This is a genomic window from Peribacillus sp. NPDC076916, from assembly GCF_050269675.1.
Taxonomy (GTDB): domain Bacteria; phylum Bacillota; class Bacilli; order Bacillales; family DSM-1321; genus Peribacillus; species Peribacillus aracenensis.
On record NZ_JBNNIU010000002.1, the window covers coordinates 784,447 to 802,064 of the forward strand.

The following is a 17,618-nucleotide window of genomic DNA, read 5'->3' on the forward strand; positions in this document are numbered from 1 at the left end:
AGGAGGAAAAACAATGGACTTTCATGGCATCATTCCACCGGTAGTCACCTTATTTGATGAATCGGGGAACTTGGATATTGCGCTGAACAGAAGTTATATCGACCTATTAATCTCACGGAATATAGACGGTATTTTATTGATGGGAAGTTCAGGTGAGTTCTCGTCGCTTACAACGGAAGAAAGAAAATTATATGTACGCGAAATGATCAAGCATATTAACGGACGAGTGCCTGTCATGGTTGGAGTCGGGCATACCGCATTAAAAGAGGTGCAAGAACTGACTTCTTATGCAGAAGAGCATGGAGCGAACGGTGTTCTCGTAGTCAACCCGTATTACTGGAAGCTGTCTGACGACCAATTATACCGTCATTTTTCCAGTGTAGCGAATCATACTAATCTGCAAGTTTTCATTTATAATATCCCGCTTCTGACAGGTCAAAATTTATCAATCGAATTGATTAAAAAATTAGCTGAAGATCATTCAAACATTGCTGGTATTAAAGAGACGGTCAGTGATTTCGGGCACCTTCGTCAAGTGCTGGCGGAAGTGAAGAAAGTTCGCAGTGATTTCCGAGTCTTCTCGGCTTTTGACGAGCACTTGCTTCCGGCTCAAATGATTGGTGCAGCGGGAAGCATTAATGGAAGCGCTGTCTTTGCACCGGAAATTTCCGTTGATTTATATCAATCGTATCATAAAGGTGACCTTGCTGAAGCACAGAAAAATCATCAAGTGATTTCAAAACTGATGGATGTATACAATTACGGTCCGACATTTTTTACTGCCATGAAAGAAGCGGTTCATCAGCGCTGGTTTGACGTTGCGGCTGGACACCGTGCACCCTGCGATGTATACCCTGCTGATTTGAGTGACAAAGTAGCTGTTCTTTTAAAAAATATAATTATGAAAGAAGGCGTCCAAAAATGAAAGAATCACGAGACTTGCTCGAACAATTAGGATATCCATCAACTGATTTAAAAGAACTTCCTACATCAACGAAAACATTTCCAGACGGTGCTCAATACCGCATTGAACTCCCAAGCGTAGAAGGTCCGATAGCACTGAAAGAAACATTGAAAGAAATTGACCGGCTCGGTTTGACTATTCACCGAATATCTCAAGGCAGCGGCATCATGCTTCAAACCGATGAAGAAATTATAGAAATGTGTAAAATGACAGCAGAACGTGGCATGGAGCTGAGTTTGTTTGTCGGTCCCAGGGGTTCATGGGATGTCAGTGCGGGACCGCTTACGACAGGAGGCAAATCTCAGGGAATTCGCCATGAGGGCTCCGATCAGCTTGTTTATGCCATGGAAGACCTGAAAAGAGGGGCTGCACTAGGTCTTCGCGGTGCGTTAGTTGCGGATGAAGGACTCCTTCTTTTAACGAAAGAAATGAAAAAATACGGACAGCTTCCGGAAGAATTTGTTGTTAAAGTATCGGTTCAAATGGGTTCAGCCAATCCAGTATCCGTCAAATTAATGGAAGACATCGGTGCGGATACCTACAACGTGCCACCTGCATTAACGCTGTCTAAACTTGCAGCGATCCGACAATCAATAGACATTCCAATTGATTTATACGTTGAAGTTCCGGACACTTTCGGAGGATTTCTTCGCTATTATGAAATACCGGAAATAATCCGTGTATTGGCGCCTGTCTACATCAAATTCGGTCTTCGTAATCACCCAGATGTATATCCATCAGGGAAACAATGGGAAAGTACGAACATCTCACTCACAAAGGAACGTGTACGCCGTGCCGCAATTGGTATTCAAATGATCGAACGATACTATCCAGAAGCAAAAACATCAAAACTCGGTGCAAAAGGACTCGGAATTGCGAAAATTGAAAAGGCAGCAGTTAAATAATGATATTAACGTGAGGGATCCCCTCAGATATTCATGTATTTATTACTAAAAGGGAGTTGAGCCCAAATGTCCTTTAAAATATTAATAACGGATTACGAATTTGAACATTTGAAATATGAAGAAGAGATTTTTCAAGAAAGCGGTCTGGAAATCGAATTCATCAAAGCGCAATGCAAAACTGAAGAAGAAGTAATGGGGCAGGCAAAAGAAGTGGATGCAATTTTGAATCAATATGCTCCTATCTCACGCCGAGTTATTAATTCGCTTGAAAACACCAAAATCATTTCCCGCTACGGTGTTGGCGTCAATACAATTGATCTCAATGCGGCTAAGGAAAAGGGGATCACTGTCGCCAATGTACCGGATTATGGCATGGAAGAAGTATCGAATCATGCATTGGCACTTTTACTTTCTTCTGCGCGGAAAGTGACACTGTTAAACAATGAAGTGAAAAAAGGTAACTGGGATTTTAAGGTGTGTGTCCCGATTCATCGATTTAACGAGCAAACTGTTGGGGTTCTAGGCTTTGGTCGGATTCCGCGCCGTTTCATTGAAAAGGTGAAACCGCTCGGCTTTAAAACTGCTGCATACGATCCTTTCGTATCGGCGGCAGACATGGCTGCAATTGGGGTTCAAAAAATGGAGCTCGACGAAATTATAGCGGAAGCTGATTATTTGTCGATCCATGTGCCCTTAATTGATGATACATACCATCTGATCAATGAGGAGCGCCTTAAACAAATGAAGAGAAATGCGGTTATCATTAACACGGCACGGGGACCGATAATCGATGAAAAAGCACTTTCTGATGCACTTGAAAAAGGGGTAATTGCAGGTGCAGCACTTGATGTGACAGAGAAAGAGCCGGTCAGCACCGATAGCCCGCTACTCACAATGGACAATGTCATCATTACGCCGCACAGTGCCTGGTATTCAGAGGAAGCAATGGTTGAACTTCGTCAAAAGGCAGCGAGAAATATCGTTCAGGTCTTAAACGGAGAAATAACACCATACGCTTTGACTTAGGAAAGGGGAAAAAATATGAAATTAGCGACTTTTTCCGTACAAACCGAACAACACATCGGTCTTGTTAAAAATGATCAAATCATTAGTTTAACGGCTCTTGGTCCAGAAGAATTTCCAACTTGCATGAAAAAATTCATAGAACGCAGCAGAGAATTTAGAATACGTGCTGAACAGTTAATTGAGCAACGAGTTAATGACGATGCAATATTCAAGCTGTCAGAAGTAAAAATCCTGCCGCCAATCGCAAAGCCGGATAAAATCATTTGCGTAGGACTTAACTATTTTGATCATTGCAAGGAAACGGGGATGGAGCCTCCTGAATCACCGGTCATTTTTACCAAATATGCAAATGCCATTGCCGGCCATAATGATGCGATTGAAATTCCAATTAATTCAACCGAGGTCGACTTTGAAGCAGAGCTTGCGTTTGTCATTGGGAGAGAAGCGAAACATGTATCTAAAGAAGAGGCGAATGATTACATCTTTGGCTATACAATTATGAATGATATTAGCGCCCGAGACTTGCAATTTCAGGATGGCCAGTGGTCGAGAGGCAAAACGGCGGACACATTTGCGCCATTTGGTCCTTTTATCGTGACGCAAGATGAAGTGGGTGACCCCCACAATCTTGCGATTTCTCTTGAATTAAATGGTGAAATTATGCAGGATTCAAATACAAGCAACCTAATTTTTACGGTTCCGAAAATCATATCATTTTTATCACAGTCCATGACACTAATGCCGGGTGATTTGATTGCAACTGGTACGCCACCTGGCGTTGGAATGGGACGGAATCCGAAAATCTGGTTGAAAAACGGTGACCGGATGAACGTCAGCATTGAGAAGATCGGCACGCTTTCTAATCACGTAATAGCATGACAATAGAAAGAAGGTGATGACATGGATGTTGTAACCATCGGAGAAACAATGACAGTGTTTACCCCGAATGAAGAAGGTCCACTTCGCCACGCCCGATCTTTTTCAATGAAGTTCGGCGGTGCGGAATCCAATGTCGCGATCGGGCTAAGCCGACTCGGTCATAGGACACGCTGGATAAGCCGTCTCGGCGAGGATGAATTTGGCGATGCCATGCAATCGTTCATTCGCGGAGAAGGTGTTGATATCTCTTATGTAACAAGAGATCCTGATGCGCCTACCGGAGTCTTTTTTAAAGAATACAGACGGCTGAATGATACCAGAGTTTATTATTACCGGAAAGATTCGGCAGCTAGCAAAATGACGGCGGAATTACTAACTGATCTCGCCATCCAAGACGCAGCTTATCTCCATATTACCGGAATTACCCCCGCACTAGGGAATGCGTGTCAGTCACTCTTGGATAAAGCGATCCGCATTGCTAAAGAAAACGGAACAAAAATCGTCTTCGATCCGAATATTCGCTTGAAAATATGGTCGGATGAAAATGAAGCACGTCACATCATAACAAAGTACGCCTCGAAAAGTGATATCGTCATGCCTGGGGTGGCGGAAGCTGAATTTTTATTCGGTTCCCATACTCCGGAGATGTTAGCCGATCATTTTCATGAACTCGGTGTTGAAACAGTTTTACTTAAATTGGGCAAAGAGGGCTCTTTAATTTCAGCCCCGTCTGTACCGAAAACATACGTACCTGGATTCCATGTGGAACGGGTCGTGGATCCCATCGGTGCTGGTGATGCTTTTGCATCCGGTGTACTTTCCGGCCTACTTGATGGACTGCCTCTATATGAGGCTGCAAGGCGCGGAAATGCCATGGGAGCAATGGCAACGATGGTAAATGGTGATGTTGAGGGTTTACCGGTCCGTGCCGACCTCGCTTTGTTCATGAGTGGCGGCACTGACGATGTGACGAGGTAGAAAGGTGGAAAAAATGACTAAACTTGAAGAGCTTAAACATGGGAAGCTGGTCGCCGTCATTCGCGGTGCACGCCCAGACCAAATTATACCAATAGCCCGGGCCCTGAAAGAGGGTGGCATCAGAACTCTTGAAATTACGGTGGAAACTCCCCAAGTGTGCCATTTAATTGAAAGAGTGAAAGAGGAGTTCGGTGATGATATCATAGCGGGTGCCGGCACGGTATTGGATCCTGAAACGGCCCGTGCGGTCATCATGGCAGGGGCGGAATTTATCTTTTCTCCAACCGTCAATGTCAAAACGATTAAAATGGCAAAGCGCTATGGCGTTATTAGTATCCCCGGTGCGCTCACACCAACCGAAATATTGACTGCTTATGAGCATGGAGCTGACATTGTCAAAGTTTTCCCGGCAGATACACTGGGTGTTAGCTACTTTAAAAATCTTAAAGGACCGTTTCCTCACATTCCCCTTATGCCAACTGGCGGTGTCAACCTTGACAACCTTGCATCTTTTTTTAAGGCAGGTGCCATCGCGGCAGGACTTGGTGGTTCATTGATCACTCCTGTGAAATTGACTACGGGTGAGGATTATACCAGATTGACAGAAATGGCAAAAAAATTCGCAGCCATCGTACAAAAAAGCTAAAGCAATTCGTAGCTTATATGAATTTTGGTCCAATAGGCACTGGGAATGATAGTATGACAGTGTTCATTTCCTCCTTTCCTGCCAATTTGATGTATCTCGTTCAATCTTATAGTAGTCCATCAAGAGTATTATTGCTGGCGGAGAGTGGATAAATTCAGACAAACCAGAAAGGGGAAAAGTGCTATGTTACTAGAAAAGTATAGAAATCTGCAGGGGATTCTCCAAAAAATGGAGTCGGTAGTGGTCGCTTTTTCAGGAGGGGTGGACAGCACTTTTTTGCTAAATGTTGCGATTGAGACTTTGGGTTATGATAATGTGTTAGCCATTACAGCAGATTCGGAAACCTATCCGTCGAGTGAGTTGAAAGAAGCCATTATGCTATCAAAATGGATAGGTGCCAACCATCGAGTCATTCAAACTTCGGAGTTGGCCATTCCTGGATATTCAGAAAATAATCAGAATCGCTGTTACTTTTGTAAAAGTAGTTTATTTGACCACCTGCTTCCTATTCTTGAAGAATATGAATTTAAAAATATAATTTATGGTGTCATCGCTGATGATGCTAACGAATTTCGTCCAGGCATGAAAGCAGCTAAAGAAAAAGGAATCAGGGGACCTCTTCTGGAAGCCGGTTTATACAAAGAAGAAATAAGAGAATTGTCCAAGCAAGCCGGTTTGCCAACCTGGGATAAACCATCATTCGCCTGCCTATCTTCACGCATAGCATATGGCGATATCATTACGAAGGAAAAGTTGACGAAAGTGGATAAATCAGAAGCTTACTTAAAATCATTGGATATTCATCAGGTAAGAGTCAGGACGCATGAGGATACTGCCCGAATTGAAGTTGAACCCGTTGATATGCCGCGAGTTCTCCAATACCATGTGGCGATCACGAAACGACTGAAGCAATTTGGTTATAAGTATGTATCATTGGATCTAACGGGCTATACAAGCGGAAGTATGAATATAGCGCTAAAAAAGGAAGAAATGTTATGATCGACAATATTTTAGAGCAGGTTCAAAATGGTTCATTGACAGCAGCGGAAGCAAAGGAAAAACTTGCATCATATGAGAATTTAGGGTTTGTAAAAATTGATCATCATCGAAAAAGGAGACAAGGCTTTCCCGAAATTGTATTTGGAGAAGGGAAAACGGCTGAGCAAATTTTAACGATTGTACAATCCCTGCGGACAAGGAATGATTCTGTGCTTGTGACTCGAATTTCTCGGGAAAAAGCAGTTTTTGTACAAAAAGAATGTAGTGAATTTGAGTATAACGATATGGCCCGGACACTTGCTTGGGTTAAAGAAAAACCCAAATCCGTTGGTTCATATATTGCAATTGTGTGCGCCGGGACATCAGATTTATCCGTTGCTGAAGAAGCAGCCGTGACGGCCGAAACACTAGGTATTCCAGTCAGGCGTATATACGATGTTGGTGTTGCTGGGCTGCACCGCCTCCTTGATAATATAGATGAGATACGAGGAGCCACCGTATCAGTTTGTGTAGCGGGGATGGAAGGGGCTCTCCCAAGTGTGTTAGGAGGCCTTGTCACGAATCCAATTATTGCTGTACCGACAAGTATCGGTTATGGTGCCAATTTTAACGGTTTATCGGCCCTTTTATCCATGCTTAATTCATGCGCATCGGGTGTAAGTGTGGTGAACATCGATAATGGATTTGGTGCAGCCTACAATGCAGCGATTATATACAAACTTGTACATTAAAAGGAGGCCAATGATGATGAGGACATTATATTTTGACTGCTTTTCCGGCATAAGCGGAGATATGGTTATTGCTGCGTTGATCGATGCGGGTGCAGACCCTTTACAAATGGAAGAAGAGTTAAAAAAGCTGAATATAGATGAAGAATATACTCTGTCATGGGGGAAAGTCGTCAAAAATGGCATTACGAGTACTAAATTTGATGTCATTCTTACCAGTAAATCAGAGCAACCACATGAACACAGCCACAGTCATGGACATAAGCACAGCCATAATGGTGATCACAGCAACAGTCATGAAAATGAACACAACCATAGCCATGCACTTCACAATCATCATGGCAACCGCACCTACAAACAAATTGTAGAAGCTATCAATGAGGCGAACCTTAATGAATCGGTAACAAACATGTCACTCGCCATATTTAAGAAGATTGGTGAAGCGGAAGGGCACATACACGGGCTTCCGCTTGATAAAGTTCACTTTCATGAGGTAGGAGCTGTAGATTCGATAATAGATATAATCGGGGCTGCAATTTTAATCGAGCAGCTAGGTATTGAATCAGTTCAGTCATCAGCCATTCCAACGGGATCTGGACATATACATATTGATCACGGCATATACCCGGTTCCTGCACCTGCCACACTTGAAATATTAAAGGGGGTACCGATTGCCTCAAACGCTATTCGTTCTGAATTAGCAACGCCAACCGGTACTGCCATCGCTGCGGTTTTAGCTGAAAAATTTGGTTCGCTTCCAGCCATGACTGTCGAATCGATTGGCTATGGTGCGGGGACAAAAACATTTGAAAATCATCCGAACGTCCTTCGCATTATTATAGGGGAGATCCAATGAAGCGCCCACCTGATCATGAGCATCTTGATGGACAAATGGTAAAAATGGAAGTGAATCTAGATGATATTTCCGGTGAATGGCTTGGTCATGTAATGGATTTGTTGTTTGAATCAGGAGCAAATGATGTATTTTATACGCCTATCTTCATGAAAAAAAATAGACCAGGGGTGTTATTGCAACTTCTCTGTTCACAGCAGGTGATTTCGAAAATCAAGAAGATATTATTTGCTGAAACGACGACTCTCGGTATACGCTACTATCCTCTTACCGTGCACAGACTCGAACGATCTTTATTATATGTAGACACGCAATGGGGGCAAGTGACGATAAAGAGAGGTTTCCATGAGGGCCAACCCATACAGCAGGCACCTGAATATGAAGATTGCCGTAAAATTGCCGTTCTGTACAATATACCCCTTAAAAGGGTTTATGAAGAAGTATGGAAGTGTCTCGGGGAAGTGATAGAGAAATGAGCTTGGTGTCGATTCTTTCATTAGGATTCCTATTGGGGATAAAGCATTCGTTAGAGCCGGATCATGTTATTGCCGTAGCAACCACTGCAGGAAAAACGAAAAAATTATCGCGGTCCACTCTAACGGGGGTGTATTGGGGAATAGGCCATACATGTACGCTGTTTTTTATAGGTATGCTATTCATTTGGATGAAAGGGGAAATTCCAGAGTCGTTAAGCATGACGCTGGAATTCGGCGTTGGTATCATGCTTGTTATGCTAGGGGCGAAAAGTTTATTTAAAGCTTGCCCTAATATCACGAACGACAAAGATAGATTTCGCCCTTTTTTGGTGTCTGCTTTGATTGGGTTCGTCCATGGTCTCGCGGGCAGTGCCGCAATGGTCATTCTAACGATGTCGACCGTAAGCGGAATAGGTGAAGGATCCATCTATATCATTATATTTGGCGCAGGGACGATTATTGGCATGCTGTGCTTTACAACTTTACTAGGCATACCGTTTGCTTTGAATGGTAAGGACATCGTTTTAAACCGAATCTTCATCAAAATGGCGGGAGCTTTAAGTTTTGCATTCGGACTTTACTATATATACAAATTGGGTGTAACAGAAGGCTTGTTTGCAATCTGGGCTAATTGATTTATTTTATAAGCGTGACTGGAATCTCAGGCTGTCTGTAATCCGTAGACAGTCTCTTTTATATTCATTAATTTAACAAACAATATGTCTTCAACATGGTTTCTCAGAAAGAAAAGGGCCATGGCTGACAAAAAAGCTTGTCATAATGGGCATACTTCAATGGATATGTCCATGTGAATATAGGGATATATTGTAACTGATATGAATCTCCAATTATTATACTGAAAGTATGTTTCAAGGGCTTATAATCATCTGTAGATGGAGGAGAGGATGGACAATATATAATAAGACCCTATGACACTGCTAAGCCATTGGGATGGTAGTGTCATAGGGTCTACTATTCTGGTATGAAGAAAGGTACCTGAATCTAGGGGCTGCCGTTGCCGCTAGGCAGAAATACGTTTATTTTTCCTTTGAAGAATCCATATTTCAATTGCACCTGAGCCAAGCAATACCCCCGAAACAATGAAGATAAGTCCAATGAAATGTGCAGGTACAATGGCTTCATTAAGGAAAAAAGCTGCCCCTAACAAAGAGAATAAGGTGTTTAAGTTAAGAAAAATGGATGATTCGGCTGCGCCTACCTTACCAATGGCATAATTATAGCTCATGTGCCCGAGGGCAGTGGCGAAAATGGCGGAGAAAATGAAAGCTCCCCAGATGGAGGACGGTGCAGTTGCCAGTGAAGATAAGCCCTCTGGTTCCTTCCATAAGCTGATGGCAAAAAGAATAAAAGATCCAATCAGCATCATGTAGCCGGTTAGTAATCGTGGGTCCATTGTTTTTGAGGCTTTATTGATAAGTATGAAACTTAATGCCTGTGAAAGTATGGAAAGTAAAATATCCACATCCCCCAGATTAATAGAATGAAGTCCTCCACTTCCTGCCATAACGGTAAAACTCACACCCATGGCACCGCATATAAAGCCAAAAAGCCTGATTAAAGTGGGCTTTTTACGAAAGAATATCATGGTCAAGATGACTGTCAAAATTGGCCCCATGCCCAAAATCAGTCCAGCATTCGATGCAGAAGTCTTCGTCAATCCCTCAGCTAAAAAATAATGATGAAAAACGACACTCAAAAGTGCTCCTCCAAAAACGTAAAAAAGTTCACTTTTTTTAGGAAGGCGTATTAGTCCAAAGAAGAAAAGGATAAGAATGACTATAAGAGAAGCAGTAAAAATTCTCAAAGAGGTTATTGTTACGGGCTGTGTATTCGCAACTAAAATTTTAATAACCGAGACATTTAACCCCCATGTAATCATTATTCCGGTAAGTAAGATGTATATTCTCAAAAGACTCATTCCAAACAACCTTTCAAACTTATTTAACAATTGATATATTATACAACTTTCTCCAAATTAATAGCAAAGAGTAAATTTAATGGAAAGCCCGAGGATGAAAAGTCAGAAACTCTTAATCATTAAAAAGAGGGAAGGAATAATTCCTTCCACTTTACCGCAATAATAAATTTTACCAAAAAATAAAATGGGAAAACTGCGAATAAAAATAAAATTAAAAATTATCAAACTTTTCTATTGTTTTTGATAGGGTTTTCATTTACAATTTCCTTATGATTTACCAAACCGGTTTAGTACTTTACTAAATCGATTTAGCTAAAAGTTATAAGATCAAATGTTTTTTGTTTTCATTTGTGATTGTTCGAAAGAAGGAGGTACTGTATTGTCATCAAAATATGGTGTTTTAACGCTTGGCGACGCCATGATTACGCTAAATCCGGAAGAGACAGGACCTCTAAGATTCGTAAACCGTTTTGAGCGAAAAGTAGGAGGCGCTGAACTGAATTTTGCGATTGGCTGTGCAAGGCTTGGAATGCGGGCAAAATGGATAAGCCGATTGGGCAAAGATGAATTCGGAAAAGTTATCTATAATTTCGCTCGTGGGGAAGGCGTGGACATGAGTGATGTTGCCTATGTAAATGGATATCCAACATCTCTTAACTTTAAAGAAATCCGGGAAGATGGTTCCGGAAAGACATTTTATTACCGCCATCAATCTCCCATTTTAACTTTAAATCCGGGAGATATAACAGAGAAGATGTTTGAAGAGATTGATATAGTCCACCTTACTGGCGTGTTTTTGGCCATAGATCCCAAAAATGTGGATATTGCCAAGAGGGTAATGGATATTGCAAAACAAAAAAATATACCTGTTTCTTTTGATCCGAATATCCGCTTAAAGCTATGGTCCATCGAGGAAGCAAGATCCGTATATAGTGATATTTTTCCATATGTTGATATTTTGCTTACAGGTTTGGATGAAATAAGATTGATCATCGGAACGGACTCTAAAGAATCTTTGGCGGAATTCGCAATGGTGAATGATATTGATCAGCTTGTCATTAAGGACGGGAAACATGGTTCAAAACTATATACCAAAAGTGAATGGCATGCAAAAGAAGCATTCCCGGTGATACCTGTTGATACTGTTGGTGCGGGAGATGGTTATGATGCAGGTTATATTTACGGATATCTTCATGGCTTACCAATTGATGAAAGGTTGACATTCGCAAATGGTGTAGGAGCTCTTGTCACAACTGTTGCAGGCGACAATGAAGGCTTACCTTATTTGGATGAAGTGATGCCTTTCATACAGAATGAGGCTGTTATAGAAAGATAGATGAATGAAAAAAATGGGGGGAGAAAATGGCAACAGTAACTATACAAGCAGAGGAAGCAAAACGATTAGTCATACAACAGCTGACCAAAGTGGGTTTAAATGAAGAAAATGCCGGAAAAATCGCGGAAGTATTGGTTCATGCCGATCTCAGAAACGTCAATTCCCATGGTGTTTTGCGAACAGAGCATTATGTGAACCGTTTACAGGCAGGAGGCATAAATCCCGATGCCCGGATTTCCTTCCAAAAGACAGGGCCAGTTACCGGTGTGGTTGATGGAGATGATGGTTTTGGGCATGTGATTAGCGACGTGGCCATGGACCATGCAATCGATATGGCTAGAGAAAATGGCGTTGGCATGGTGACAGTTTTTAATAGCAGTCATTGCGGAGCACTAAGCTATTTCGTTCAAAAAGCCGCTGAGGCAAAGTTGATTGGCATCGCGATGTCACATACCGATAAGATTGTGGTCCCGTTCGGAGGAAAAACATCATTTCTTGGTACCAATCCAATCGCTTACGGAGTTCCTGCCAAAACGAAGAAACCATTTATTCTTGATATGGCAACATCCAATGTTGCGCTGGGTAAAATCCTCCAGGCACGCGAAGAAGGAAAGGAAATCCCTGAAGGATGGGGAGTGGATGAAAATGGAGCTAATGTGACAGACCCGAATAAAGTCGTTTCCCTTTCCACTTTCGGAGGTCCGAAAGGCTATGGCCTATCCGTAATTGTGGATGTGTTTTCTGGATTATTGGCCGGTGCGGCATTTGGCCCGCACATTGGGAAAATGTATGGCGACCTTGATAAGAAACGGAAGCTGGGACATTATTTTTGTGTAATTAATCCTTCGTTCTTTACGGATACTGATATATTTTTAGAGCAAATGGATCAAATGATCGAAGAGCTTCGACAGGTTGAACCTGCTCCAGGATTCGATCGCGTATATGTACCGGGTGAGCTTGAACAAATCAATGAGGAAAAAAACCTGAAACAAGGTATTACGATAGCATCAAGTGTTTATGAATTTCTTACAAAGTAGGTGGGGAAATGAAAGCGGTTCAAGTACGGAAAGCTCATGAACTGATCATTCAAGAAGTGGAAAAACCTCGGATTTCAAACTCGACGGATGTCCTTGTGAAAGTAAAAAGAGTCGGGATTTGCGGATCGGATATGCATATTTATCATGGTACGAATCCACTTGCTACACTGCCGCGAGTCGTTGGACATGAAGTAGCGGGAGAAGTTGTGGAGATAGGTCAAGATGTCGCGGGCATAAAAGTGGGGGACCACGTTGTTATTGAGCCCATCAGTTATTGCGGGGAATGTTATGCCTGCCGCAAAGGCCGCCAAAATGTTTGTGAAAAACTGTCCGTTTTTGGCGTGCATGAAGACGGTGGAATGAGGGAATGGTTCGTCCTTCCGGAGAAACAATTACATGTCGTGGATCCCGCTTTAGCGTGGGAAGAAATAGTATTGGCTGAGCCATACACTATCGGCGCACAGGCCGTATGGAGAGGCGAAGTGGAGGAAGGGGAAACAGTGCTTATCCAGGGAGCTGGGCCTATTGGCATTTGCATATTAAAGATGGCAAAGCTTCAAGGAGCATCAGTGATGATCACGGATTTAAGTGATGAGCGTTTGGAATTCGCTAAAGAAAGCGGCGCCGATATCACCGTCCATGCTGGTAAAGAAGATGTTCAAAAACGAGTGGAAGAATGGACGAATGGCGAAGGGGCCAACGTCGTCATTGATGCAGTATGCTTGCCGATGACATTTGAATTGTCCTTCGATGCCGTGTCAACGGCGGGGCGGATTGTCGTACTCGGTTTTGATGAACGTCCTTCATCGGTTTCCCAGCTACCGATCACAAAAAAGGAAGTATCGGTGAAGGGGTCTAGATTGCAAACCGATCAGTTCCCAAAAGTGGTAAAACTTTTGAATGAAGGAAAACTCAGACATGAAGGTTTAGTTACCCATACATTTTCGCTCGATGATATCCAGGAAGCATTTAATTTTGTTGAAAATCATCCCGAACAAGTTCGAAAAGCGATCATCGTTTTTAATTAAGGGGGTAGGAGATATGGATAAACATTCAATCATACATCGAATAACGGAAACGAAAGTTGTAGCTGTTATCCGGGGACAGGATGCAAAGGAGGCGGCACAACTTTCTAAAGCAGCTGTGGAAGGCGGTATTCAGGCAATTGAATTGACTTATACAACACCGGGAATTGAAGAAGCTTTCAAAGAATTGCAAAATACGGATGCACTATTAGGAGCAGGCTCTGTACTAGATTCTGAAACGGCTCGGCATGCGATTTTAGCTGGCGCCAATTTTATCGTCAGCCCCTATTTTGTCAATGGCGTAGCCGAACTTTGTAATCGATACGGTATTCCCTATATGCCTGGATGCATGACAATTAGAGAAATGGCTACATCATTGGAAGCCGGTTGTGATGTTTTGAAGTTATTTCCGGCAAACCATTTTGAACCTTCTTTCATCAAGTCGGTTAATGGTCCATTGCCCAAAGTAAGGATCATGCCAACCGGCGGAATTAATTTGGATAACATGAAGGACTGGCTGAATGCAGGCGCGGTAGCAATCGGAATCGGCAGTGACTTGAACAAAGCCTATCAAAATGGCGGCTATGAAGCCGCAGTGGAATTAAGCCGAAAATACATGCAAAAAATTGCAGAATAATGGAGGTGCATGATGAACATTACATTTAGATGGTACGGGAAAGACAATGATACGGTTACGTTGGAGCACATTAAACAAATTCCTGGAGTGAAAGGGATTGTTTGGGCACTTCACCAAAAACCTGTTGGTGAGGTTTGGGAAAAGGAAGAAATCCAAGCAGAAATTGAGTTTATCCAATCATTTGGTTTTCACACAGATGTCGTAGAAAGTGTAAATGTCCATGAATCGATTAAATTGGGTAACGAATACCGCATGATTTATATAGAGAAATACAAAGAGACGATCCGGAATCTTTCGGAAGCTGGAGTGAAAGTCATTTGTTATAACTTCATGCCGATCTTTGATTGGACTCGGACGGAAATGTTCCATCCTTTGGAAGATGGCTCAACTGCCCTGTTTTATGAAAAGGCGAAAGTGGATACGTTAGATCCGCAAGATTTAATACGTACTGTAACGGAAGCTTCAGATTTAACTTTACCCGGTTGGGAACCAGAAAAGATGGATCGAATTTCTGAATTGTTCGAATCTTACAAAACTGTGGACGAAGAGCAGCTATGGGCGAATCTTGAAATATTCCTAAAAGAAATATTACCTGTTGCCGAGGCTTGCGGTATAAAAATGGCAATACACCCGGATGATCCGCCATGGTCCATTTTTGGCCTGCCAAGAATCATCACCGGAGAGTCGAGCTATGAAAAACTGATTTCGATTTCAGATTCACCAGCGAATGCGTTTACCTTGTGTACAGGATCGATGGGGGCAAACCCTGAAAATGATATGGTCCAGGTGGCTAAAAAGTATGCTAACCGTTCCCCTTTCTCCCATATACGCAATGTGAAGATCTATGAAAACGGTGACTTTGTGGAAACATCCCATCATACTCAGGATGGATCGATCAATATACAGGGCGTTGTGGAAGAATTGAATAAGCAAAATTATACTGGTTATGTCAGACCGGATCATGGCCGCCATATATGGGGTGAAGTTTGCCGCCCAGGTTACGGTTTATATGACCGAGCATTGGGAATCATGTATTTGCTCGGATTATGGGATGCATATGAAGCTACTAAATTAGGTGAAAAATCATGATTCCCATTCATGAAAACTTATCCAACAGGGTGGCAGTGATCACTGGAGGCAGCGGTGTTTTATGTTCCAAAATGGCGGTGGAATTGGCCCGCCATGGTGTCAAGATAGCTATATTGAACAGAACGGCGGAAAAAGGGCAAGAAGTGGTCGAACTCATTGAACAAACTGGGGGGACTGCGATATCCATCGCGGCAGACGTTTTGGATAGGGCCTCATTGGAAAATGCAAAAGGGAAAATAATAGAATCGTTCGGAAGAGTGGATCTATTAATAAATGGAGCGGGAGGCAATCATCCTGATGCCATTACCGCTCCAGAGAAATATGGGGAAGAAGCAGAAGGAAAATCCTTCTTTGATTTGGATGAAAATGGTTTCTCCCAGGTTTTTGCCAGTAATTTCACCGGTACATTTTTGGCGAGTCAGGTTTTTGGGAAAGAGTTATTGCAAGTGGAAGCACCTGTTATCGTAAATGTATCATCCATGAGCGCCTACGCTCCAATGACTAAAGTACCAGCATATAGTGCTGCCAAAGCATCGATAAATAATTTTACGATGTGGATGGCTGTTCATTTTGCCGAGGAAGGTTTACGGGTGAATGCCATTGCTCCAGGATTCTTTTTGACGAAGCAAAATCGGGATCTTCTGCTTAATGTAGATGGCAGCCTGACGGCAAGATCTAATAAAATCATTACATCAACACCCATGAAGCGCTTTGGGCAGCCCGAAGATTTACTTGGTACATTGCTTTGGCTCGTTGATGAATCCTATTCGGGCTTTGTCACAGGAATTACGGTACCAGTTGATGGCGGCTTCATGGCATACTCAGGTGTCTGAATGCAGGTCCAATAAAAAGGCAAACAAGTGACCGTGATTAAATTAGTTCCACGGTATGGGAAATTGACTTTTTTACTGCATCAGAAGGTGATTGTAAAGCGTTCCTAATTATAATAGAATATTCCTTATATATCTAAGCCATTTTGGTATTAGAGATTTGAAACCATACGACAGGAATGAATGAAATGAAAACCATTACAATTACTGATGTCGCCAATCACGCTAAAGTATCAAAAAGCACAGTTTCCCAATACCTTAACAAACGTTACGAATATATGAGTGAAAAAACCAGGAAAAAGATTGAAGCAACAATAGAAGAGTTAAACTATCAGCCTAATATAATAGCACGCAGTTTAAAACAAAAATCCACTTTTACCGTCGGGGTAGTGGTTGCCAATATCCTTCATACGTTTTCAACGCAAGTTATTAGAGCTATTGAAAACTACTTTTATGAACAAGGGTTCCATATTATCGTATGCAATGCAGATGACAATCCTGAAAAGGAAAAGAATTATATTGAAATGCTAAGAGCTAAACAAGTGGATGGGATCATCATTTTCCCCACAGGGGACAATCTGGATTTATATCAACGTATGAAGAGTGATCATTTCCCGATTGTTTTCATGGATAGGACGATCGAAGAATTGGATATTGCAACTGTCATGCTCGATAATCATCTTGCTTCCAAGTTAGCGATCGACAGGTTTATTGAAAAGGGTTATGAAACCATTGCAATCATAACCACTTCAATCATACGCGATATCAGTCCTCGTATCGAACGGATCCAAGGGTACAAGGATTCCCTCGCGTCACATGGGATTCCATTCAATTCAGACTATATTAAAACAGTGAACGCAGATGAAATTCCGGTTGCACTTTCAGAATTTTTTGAATTGGAAAAGCCGCCTCAAGCCATATTGGCAGGAAATGATATCGTACTTAATGAAGTGTTGCGTTATATGAAACAGCACGAAATAAAAATACCTGATGACATGGCGGTCATAGGGATCGATGATGTACCCTATGCCAGTTTCTATACACCGACCATCACTACGGTTAATCAGCCTGCCATTCAAATGGCCAACTTGGCAGCAGAGTTACTGCTTAGTCAAATCAATAAAACAGGAAAAGAGGATACAAGCGTACATCGCTTGAAACCGACATTGCTTTCAAGGAATTCTTGCTAGAACCGTTTGTAAGAATTCCTAGTGAAAAAGAAACGTTTTTTATACGGGGATTCTAAACCGATTTAGTTAAAGGTCATATAG

19 protein-coding genes are annotated in these 17,618 nt (G+C 42.2%); 18 read left to right on the plus strand and 1 reads right to left on the minus strand.

The window, feature by feature from the left end; translation table 11 throughout:
• Positions 1-13 precede the first annotated feature (13 nt).
• The 11 genes from ACQKFG_RS08740 (at position 14) to ACQKFG_RS08790 (ending at position 9,089) form a co-directional block, all read left to right on the plus strand.
• Entirely contained in the window at positions 14-925 is a 912-nt protein-coding gene (locus ACQKFG_RS08740; RefSeq protein ID WP_427557928.1) for a dihydrodipicolinate synthase family protein, read from the plus strand.
• Positions 922-1,869: a U32 family peptidase gene (locus ACQKFG_RS08745; protein ID WP_427557931.1), complete on the plus strand. Its 948-nt coding sequence runs from the start codon at positions 922-924 to the stop codon at positions 1,867-1,869. The genes ACQKFG_RS08740 and ACQKFG_RS08745 overlap by 4 nt, the downstream gene beginning before the upstream one ends.
• 66 nt (positions 1,870-1,935) lie before the next feature.
• Positions 1,936-2,895: a C-terminal binding protein gene (locus ACQKFG_RS08750; protein ID WP_427557934.1), complete on the plus strand. Its 960-nt coding sequence runs from the start codon at positions 1,936-1,938 to the stop codon at positions 2,893-2,895.
• Between the two features lie 15 nt (positions 2,896-2,910).
• Positions 2,911-3,774, plus strand: coding sequence for a fumarylacetoacetate hydrolase family protein (locus ACQKFG_RS08755; protein WP_427557937.1), 864 nt, complete (start codon positions 2,911-2,913; stop codon positions 3,772-3,774).
• 21 nt (positions 3,775-3,795) lie between these two features.
• Positions 3,796-4,752, plus strand: a complete 957-nt coding sequence (locus ACQKFG_RS08760) for a sugar kinase (protein WP_192205011.1) — start codon at positions 3,796-3,798, stop codon at positions 4,750-4,752.
• A 13-nt stretch (positions 4,753-4,765) separates the two neighbouring features.
• The gene (locus ACQKFG_RS08765; protein ID WP_427557941.1) at positions 4,766-5,398 is read left to right on the plus strand and encodes a bifunctional 4-hydroxy-2-oxoglutarate aldolase/2-dehydro-3-deoxy-phosphogluconate aldolase; all 633 of its coding nucleotides are present in this window, start codon (positions 4,766-4,768) and stop codon (positions 5,396-5,398) included.
• 183 nt (positions 5,399-5,581) lie between these two features.
• The gene (gene larE, locus ACQKFG_RS08770; RefSeq protein ID WP_192205009.1) at positions 5,582-6,397 is read left to right on the plus strand and encodes an ATP-dependent sacrificial sulfur transferase LarE; all 816 of its coding nucleotides are present in this window, start codon (positions 5,582-5,584) and stop codon (positions 6,395-6,397) included.
• Positions 6,394-7,128, plus strand: a complete 735-nt coding sequence (gene larB, locus ACQKFG_RS08775) for a nickel pincer cofactor biosynthesis protein LarB (RefSeq protein WP_260287563.1) — start codon at positions 6,394-6,396, stop codon at positions 7,126-7,128. The genes larE and larB overlap by 4 nt, the downstream gene beginning before the upstream one ends.
• A gap of 16 nt (positions 7,129-7,144) precedes the next feature.
• On the plus strand, positions 7,145-7,981 hold the full coding sequence (locus tag ACQKFG_RS08780; RefSeq protein WP_427557945.1) for a LarC family nickel insertion protein: 837 nt from the start codon (positions 7,145-7,147) through the stop codon (positions 7,979-7,981).
• The gene (gene larC / locus ACQKFG_RS08785; RefSeq protein ID WP_286182195.1) at positions 7,978-8,454 is read left to right on the plus strand and encodes a nickel insertion protein; all 477 of its coding nucleotides are present in this window, start codon (positions 7,978-7,980) and stop codon (positions 8,452-8,454) included. The genes ACQKFG_RS08780 and larC overlap by 4 nt, the downstream gene beginning before the upstream one ends.
• A complete protein-coding gene (locus ACQKFG_RS08790) occupies positions 8,451-9,089 on the plus strand; it encodes an urease accessory protein UreH (RefSeq protein ID WP_427557948.1) in 639 nt (212 codons plus the stop codon). The genes larC and ACQKFG_RS08790 overlap by 4 nt, the downstream gene beginning before the upstream one ends.
• Before the next feature lie 386 nt (positions 9,090-9,475).
• On the opposite strand, the gene ACQKFG_RS08795 is transcribed toward ACQKFG_RS08790, so the two are convergent.
• Positions 9,476-10,393 carry a DMT family transporter gene (locus ACQKFG_RS08795; protein ID WP_387599073.1) on the minus strand — a complete coding sequence of 306 codons (918 nt, stop codon included), beginning with the start codon at positions 10,391-10,393 and terminating at the stop codon, positions 9,476-9,478.
• A gap of 379 nt (positions 10,394-10,772) precedes the next feature.
• Here ACQKFG_RS08795 and ACQKFG_RS08800 point away from each other — a divergent pair, with 379 nt between their 5' ends.
• The 7 genes from ACQKFG_RS08800 (at position 10,773) to ACQKFG_RS08830 (ending at position 17,537) form a co-directional block, all read left to right on the plus strand.
• A complete protein-coding gene (locus ACQKFG_RS08800; protein WP_427557951.1) occupies positions 10,773-11,729 on the plus strand; it encodes a sugar kinase in 957 nt (318 codons plus the stop codon).
• Between the two features lie 26 nt (positions 11,730-11,755).
• Positions 11,756-12,766, plus strand: a complete 1,011-nt coding sequence (allD, locus tag ACQKFG_RS08805) for an ureidoglycolate dehydrogenase (RefSeq protein ID WP_427557954.1) — start codon at positions 11,756-11,758, stop codon at positions 12,764-12,766.
• Between the two features lie 8 nt (positions 12,767-12,774).
• On the plus strand, positions 12,775-13,794 hold the full coding sequence (locus ACQKFG_RS08810) for a zinc-binding alcohol dehydrogenase family protein (protein ID WP_192205002.1): 1,020 nt from the start codon (positions 12,775-12,777) through the stop codon (positions 13,792-13,794).
• A 13-nt stretch (positions 13,795-13,807) separates the two neighbouring features.
• A complete protein-coding gene (locus ACQKFG_RS08815) occupies positions 13,808-14,428 on the plus strand; it encodes a bifunctional 2-keto-4-hydroxyglutarate aldolase/2-keto-3-deoxy-6-phosphogluconate aldolase (protein WP_342613951.1) in 621 nt (206 codons plus the stop codon).
• Between the two features lie 12 nt (positions 14,429-14,440).
• Positions 14,441-15,517, plus strand: coding sequence for a mannonate dehydratase (uxuA, locus tag ACQKFG_RS08820; RefSeq protein ID WP_427557959.1), 1,077 nt, complete (start codon positions 14,441-14,443; stop codon positions 15,515-15,517).
• Positions 15,514-16,350 (plus strand): SDR family oxidoreductase, encoded by an 837-nt coding sequence (locus ACQKFG_RS08825; RefSeq protein WP_427557961.1) that lies wholly within the window; start codon positions 15,514-15,516, stop codon positions 16,348-16,350. The genes uxuA and ACQKFG_RS08825 overlap by 4 nt, the downstream gene beginning before the upstream one ends.
• A gap of 185 nt (positions 16,351-16,535) precedes the next feature.
• Positions 16,536-17,537 (plus strand): LacI family DNA-binding transcriptional regulator, encoded by a 1,002-nt coding sequence (locus tag ACQKFG_RS08830; protein WP_349728316.1) that lies wholly within the window; start codon positions 16,536-16,538, stop codon positions 17,535-17,537.
• Positions 17,538-17,618 lie beyond the last annotated feature (81 nt).

What these genes read in the sequence shown, in the direction of transcription:
- ACQKFG_RS08795 (WP_387599073.1), bottom strand. Translation starts at nt 10,393, where the DNA reads ATGAGTCTTTTGAGAATATACATCTTACTTACCGGAATAATGATTACA.
- allD (WP_427557954.1), top strand. Translation starts at nt 11,756, where the DNA reads ATGGCAACAGTAACTATACAAGCAGAGGAAGCAAAACGATTAGTCATA.
- ACQKFG_RS08740 (WP_427557928.1), top strand. Translation starts at nt 14, where the DNA reads ATGGACTTTCATGGCATCATTCCACCGGTAGTCACCTTATTTGATGAA.
- larB (WP_260287563.1), top strand. Translation starts at nt 6,394, where the DNA reads ATGATCGACAATATTTTAGAGCAGGTTCAAAATGGTTCATTGACAGCA.
- ACQKFG_RS08745 (WP_427557931.1), top strand. Translation starts at nt 922, where the DNA reads ATGAAAGAATCACGAGACTTGCTCGAACAATTAGGATATCCATCAACT.
- ACQKFG_RS08765 (WP_427557941.1), top strand. Translation starts at nt 4,766, where the DNA reads ATGACTAAACTTGAAGAGCTTAAACATGGGAAGCTGGTCGCCGTCATT.
- ACQKFG_RS08755 (WP_427557937.1), top strand. Translation starts at nt 2,911, where the DNA reads ATGAAATTAGCGACTTTTTCCGTACAAACCGAACAACACATCGGTCTT.
- ACQKFG_RS08760 (WP_192205011.1), top strand. Translation starts at nt 3,796, where the DNA reads ATGGATGTTGTAACCATCGGAGAAACAATGACAGTGTTTACCCCGAAT.
- uxuA (WP_427557959.1), top strand. Translation starts at nt 14,441, where the DNA reads ATGAACATTACATTTAGATGGTACGGGAAAGACAATGATACGGTTACG.
- larC (WP_286182195.1), top strand. Translation starts at nt 7,978, where the DNA reads ATGAAGCGCCCACCTGATCATGAGCATCTTGATGGACAAATGGTAAAA.
- ACQKFG_RS08815 (WP_342613951.1), top strand. Translation starts at nt 13,808, where the DNA reads ATGGATAAACATTCAATCATACATCGAATAACGGAAACGAAAGTTGTA.
- ACQKFG_RS08750 (WP_427557934.1), top strand. Translation starts at nt 1,936, where the DNA reads ATGTCCTTTAAAATATTAATAACGGATTACGAATTTGAACATTTGAAA.
- ACQKFG_RS08825 (WP_427557961.1), top strand. Translation starts at nt 15,514, where the DNA reads ATGATTCCCATTCATGAAAACTTATCCAACAGGGTGGCAGTGATCACT.
- larE (WP_192205009.1), top strand. Translation starts at nt 5,582, where the DNA reads ATGTTACTAGAAAAGTATAGAAATCTGCAGGGGATTCTCCAAAAAATG.
- ACQKFG_RS08780 (WP_427557945.1), top strand. Translation starts at nt 7,145, where the DNA reads ATGAGGACATTATATTTTGACTGCTTTTCCGGCATAAGCGGAGATATG.
- ACQKFG_RS08830 (WP_349728316.1), top strand. Translation starts at nt 16,536, where the DNA reads ATGAAAACCATTACAATTACTGATGTCGCCAATCACGCTAAAGTATCA.
- ACQKFG_RS08790 (WP_427557948.1), top strand. Translation starts at nt 8,451, where the DNA reads ATGAGCTTGGTGTCGATTCTTTCATTAGGATTCCTATTGGGGATAAAG.
- ACQKFG_RS08810 (WP_192205002.1), top strand. Translation starts at nt 12,775, where the DNA reads ATGAAAGCGGTTCAAGTACGGAAAGCTCATGAACTGATCATTCAAGAA.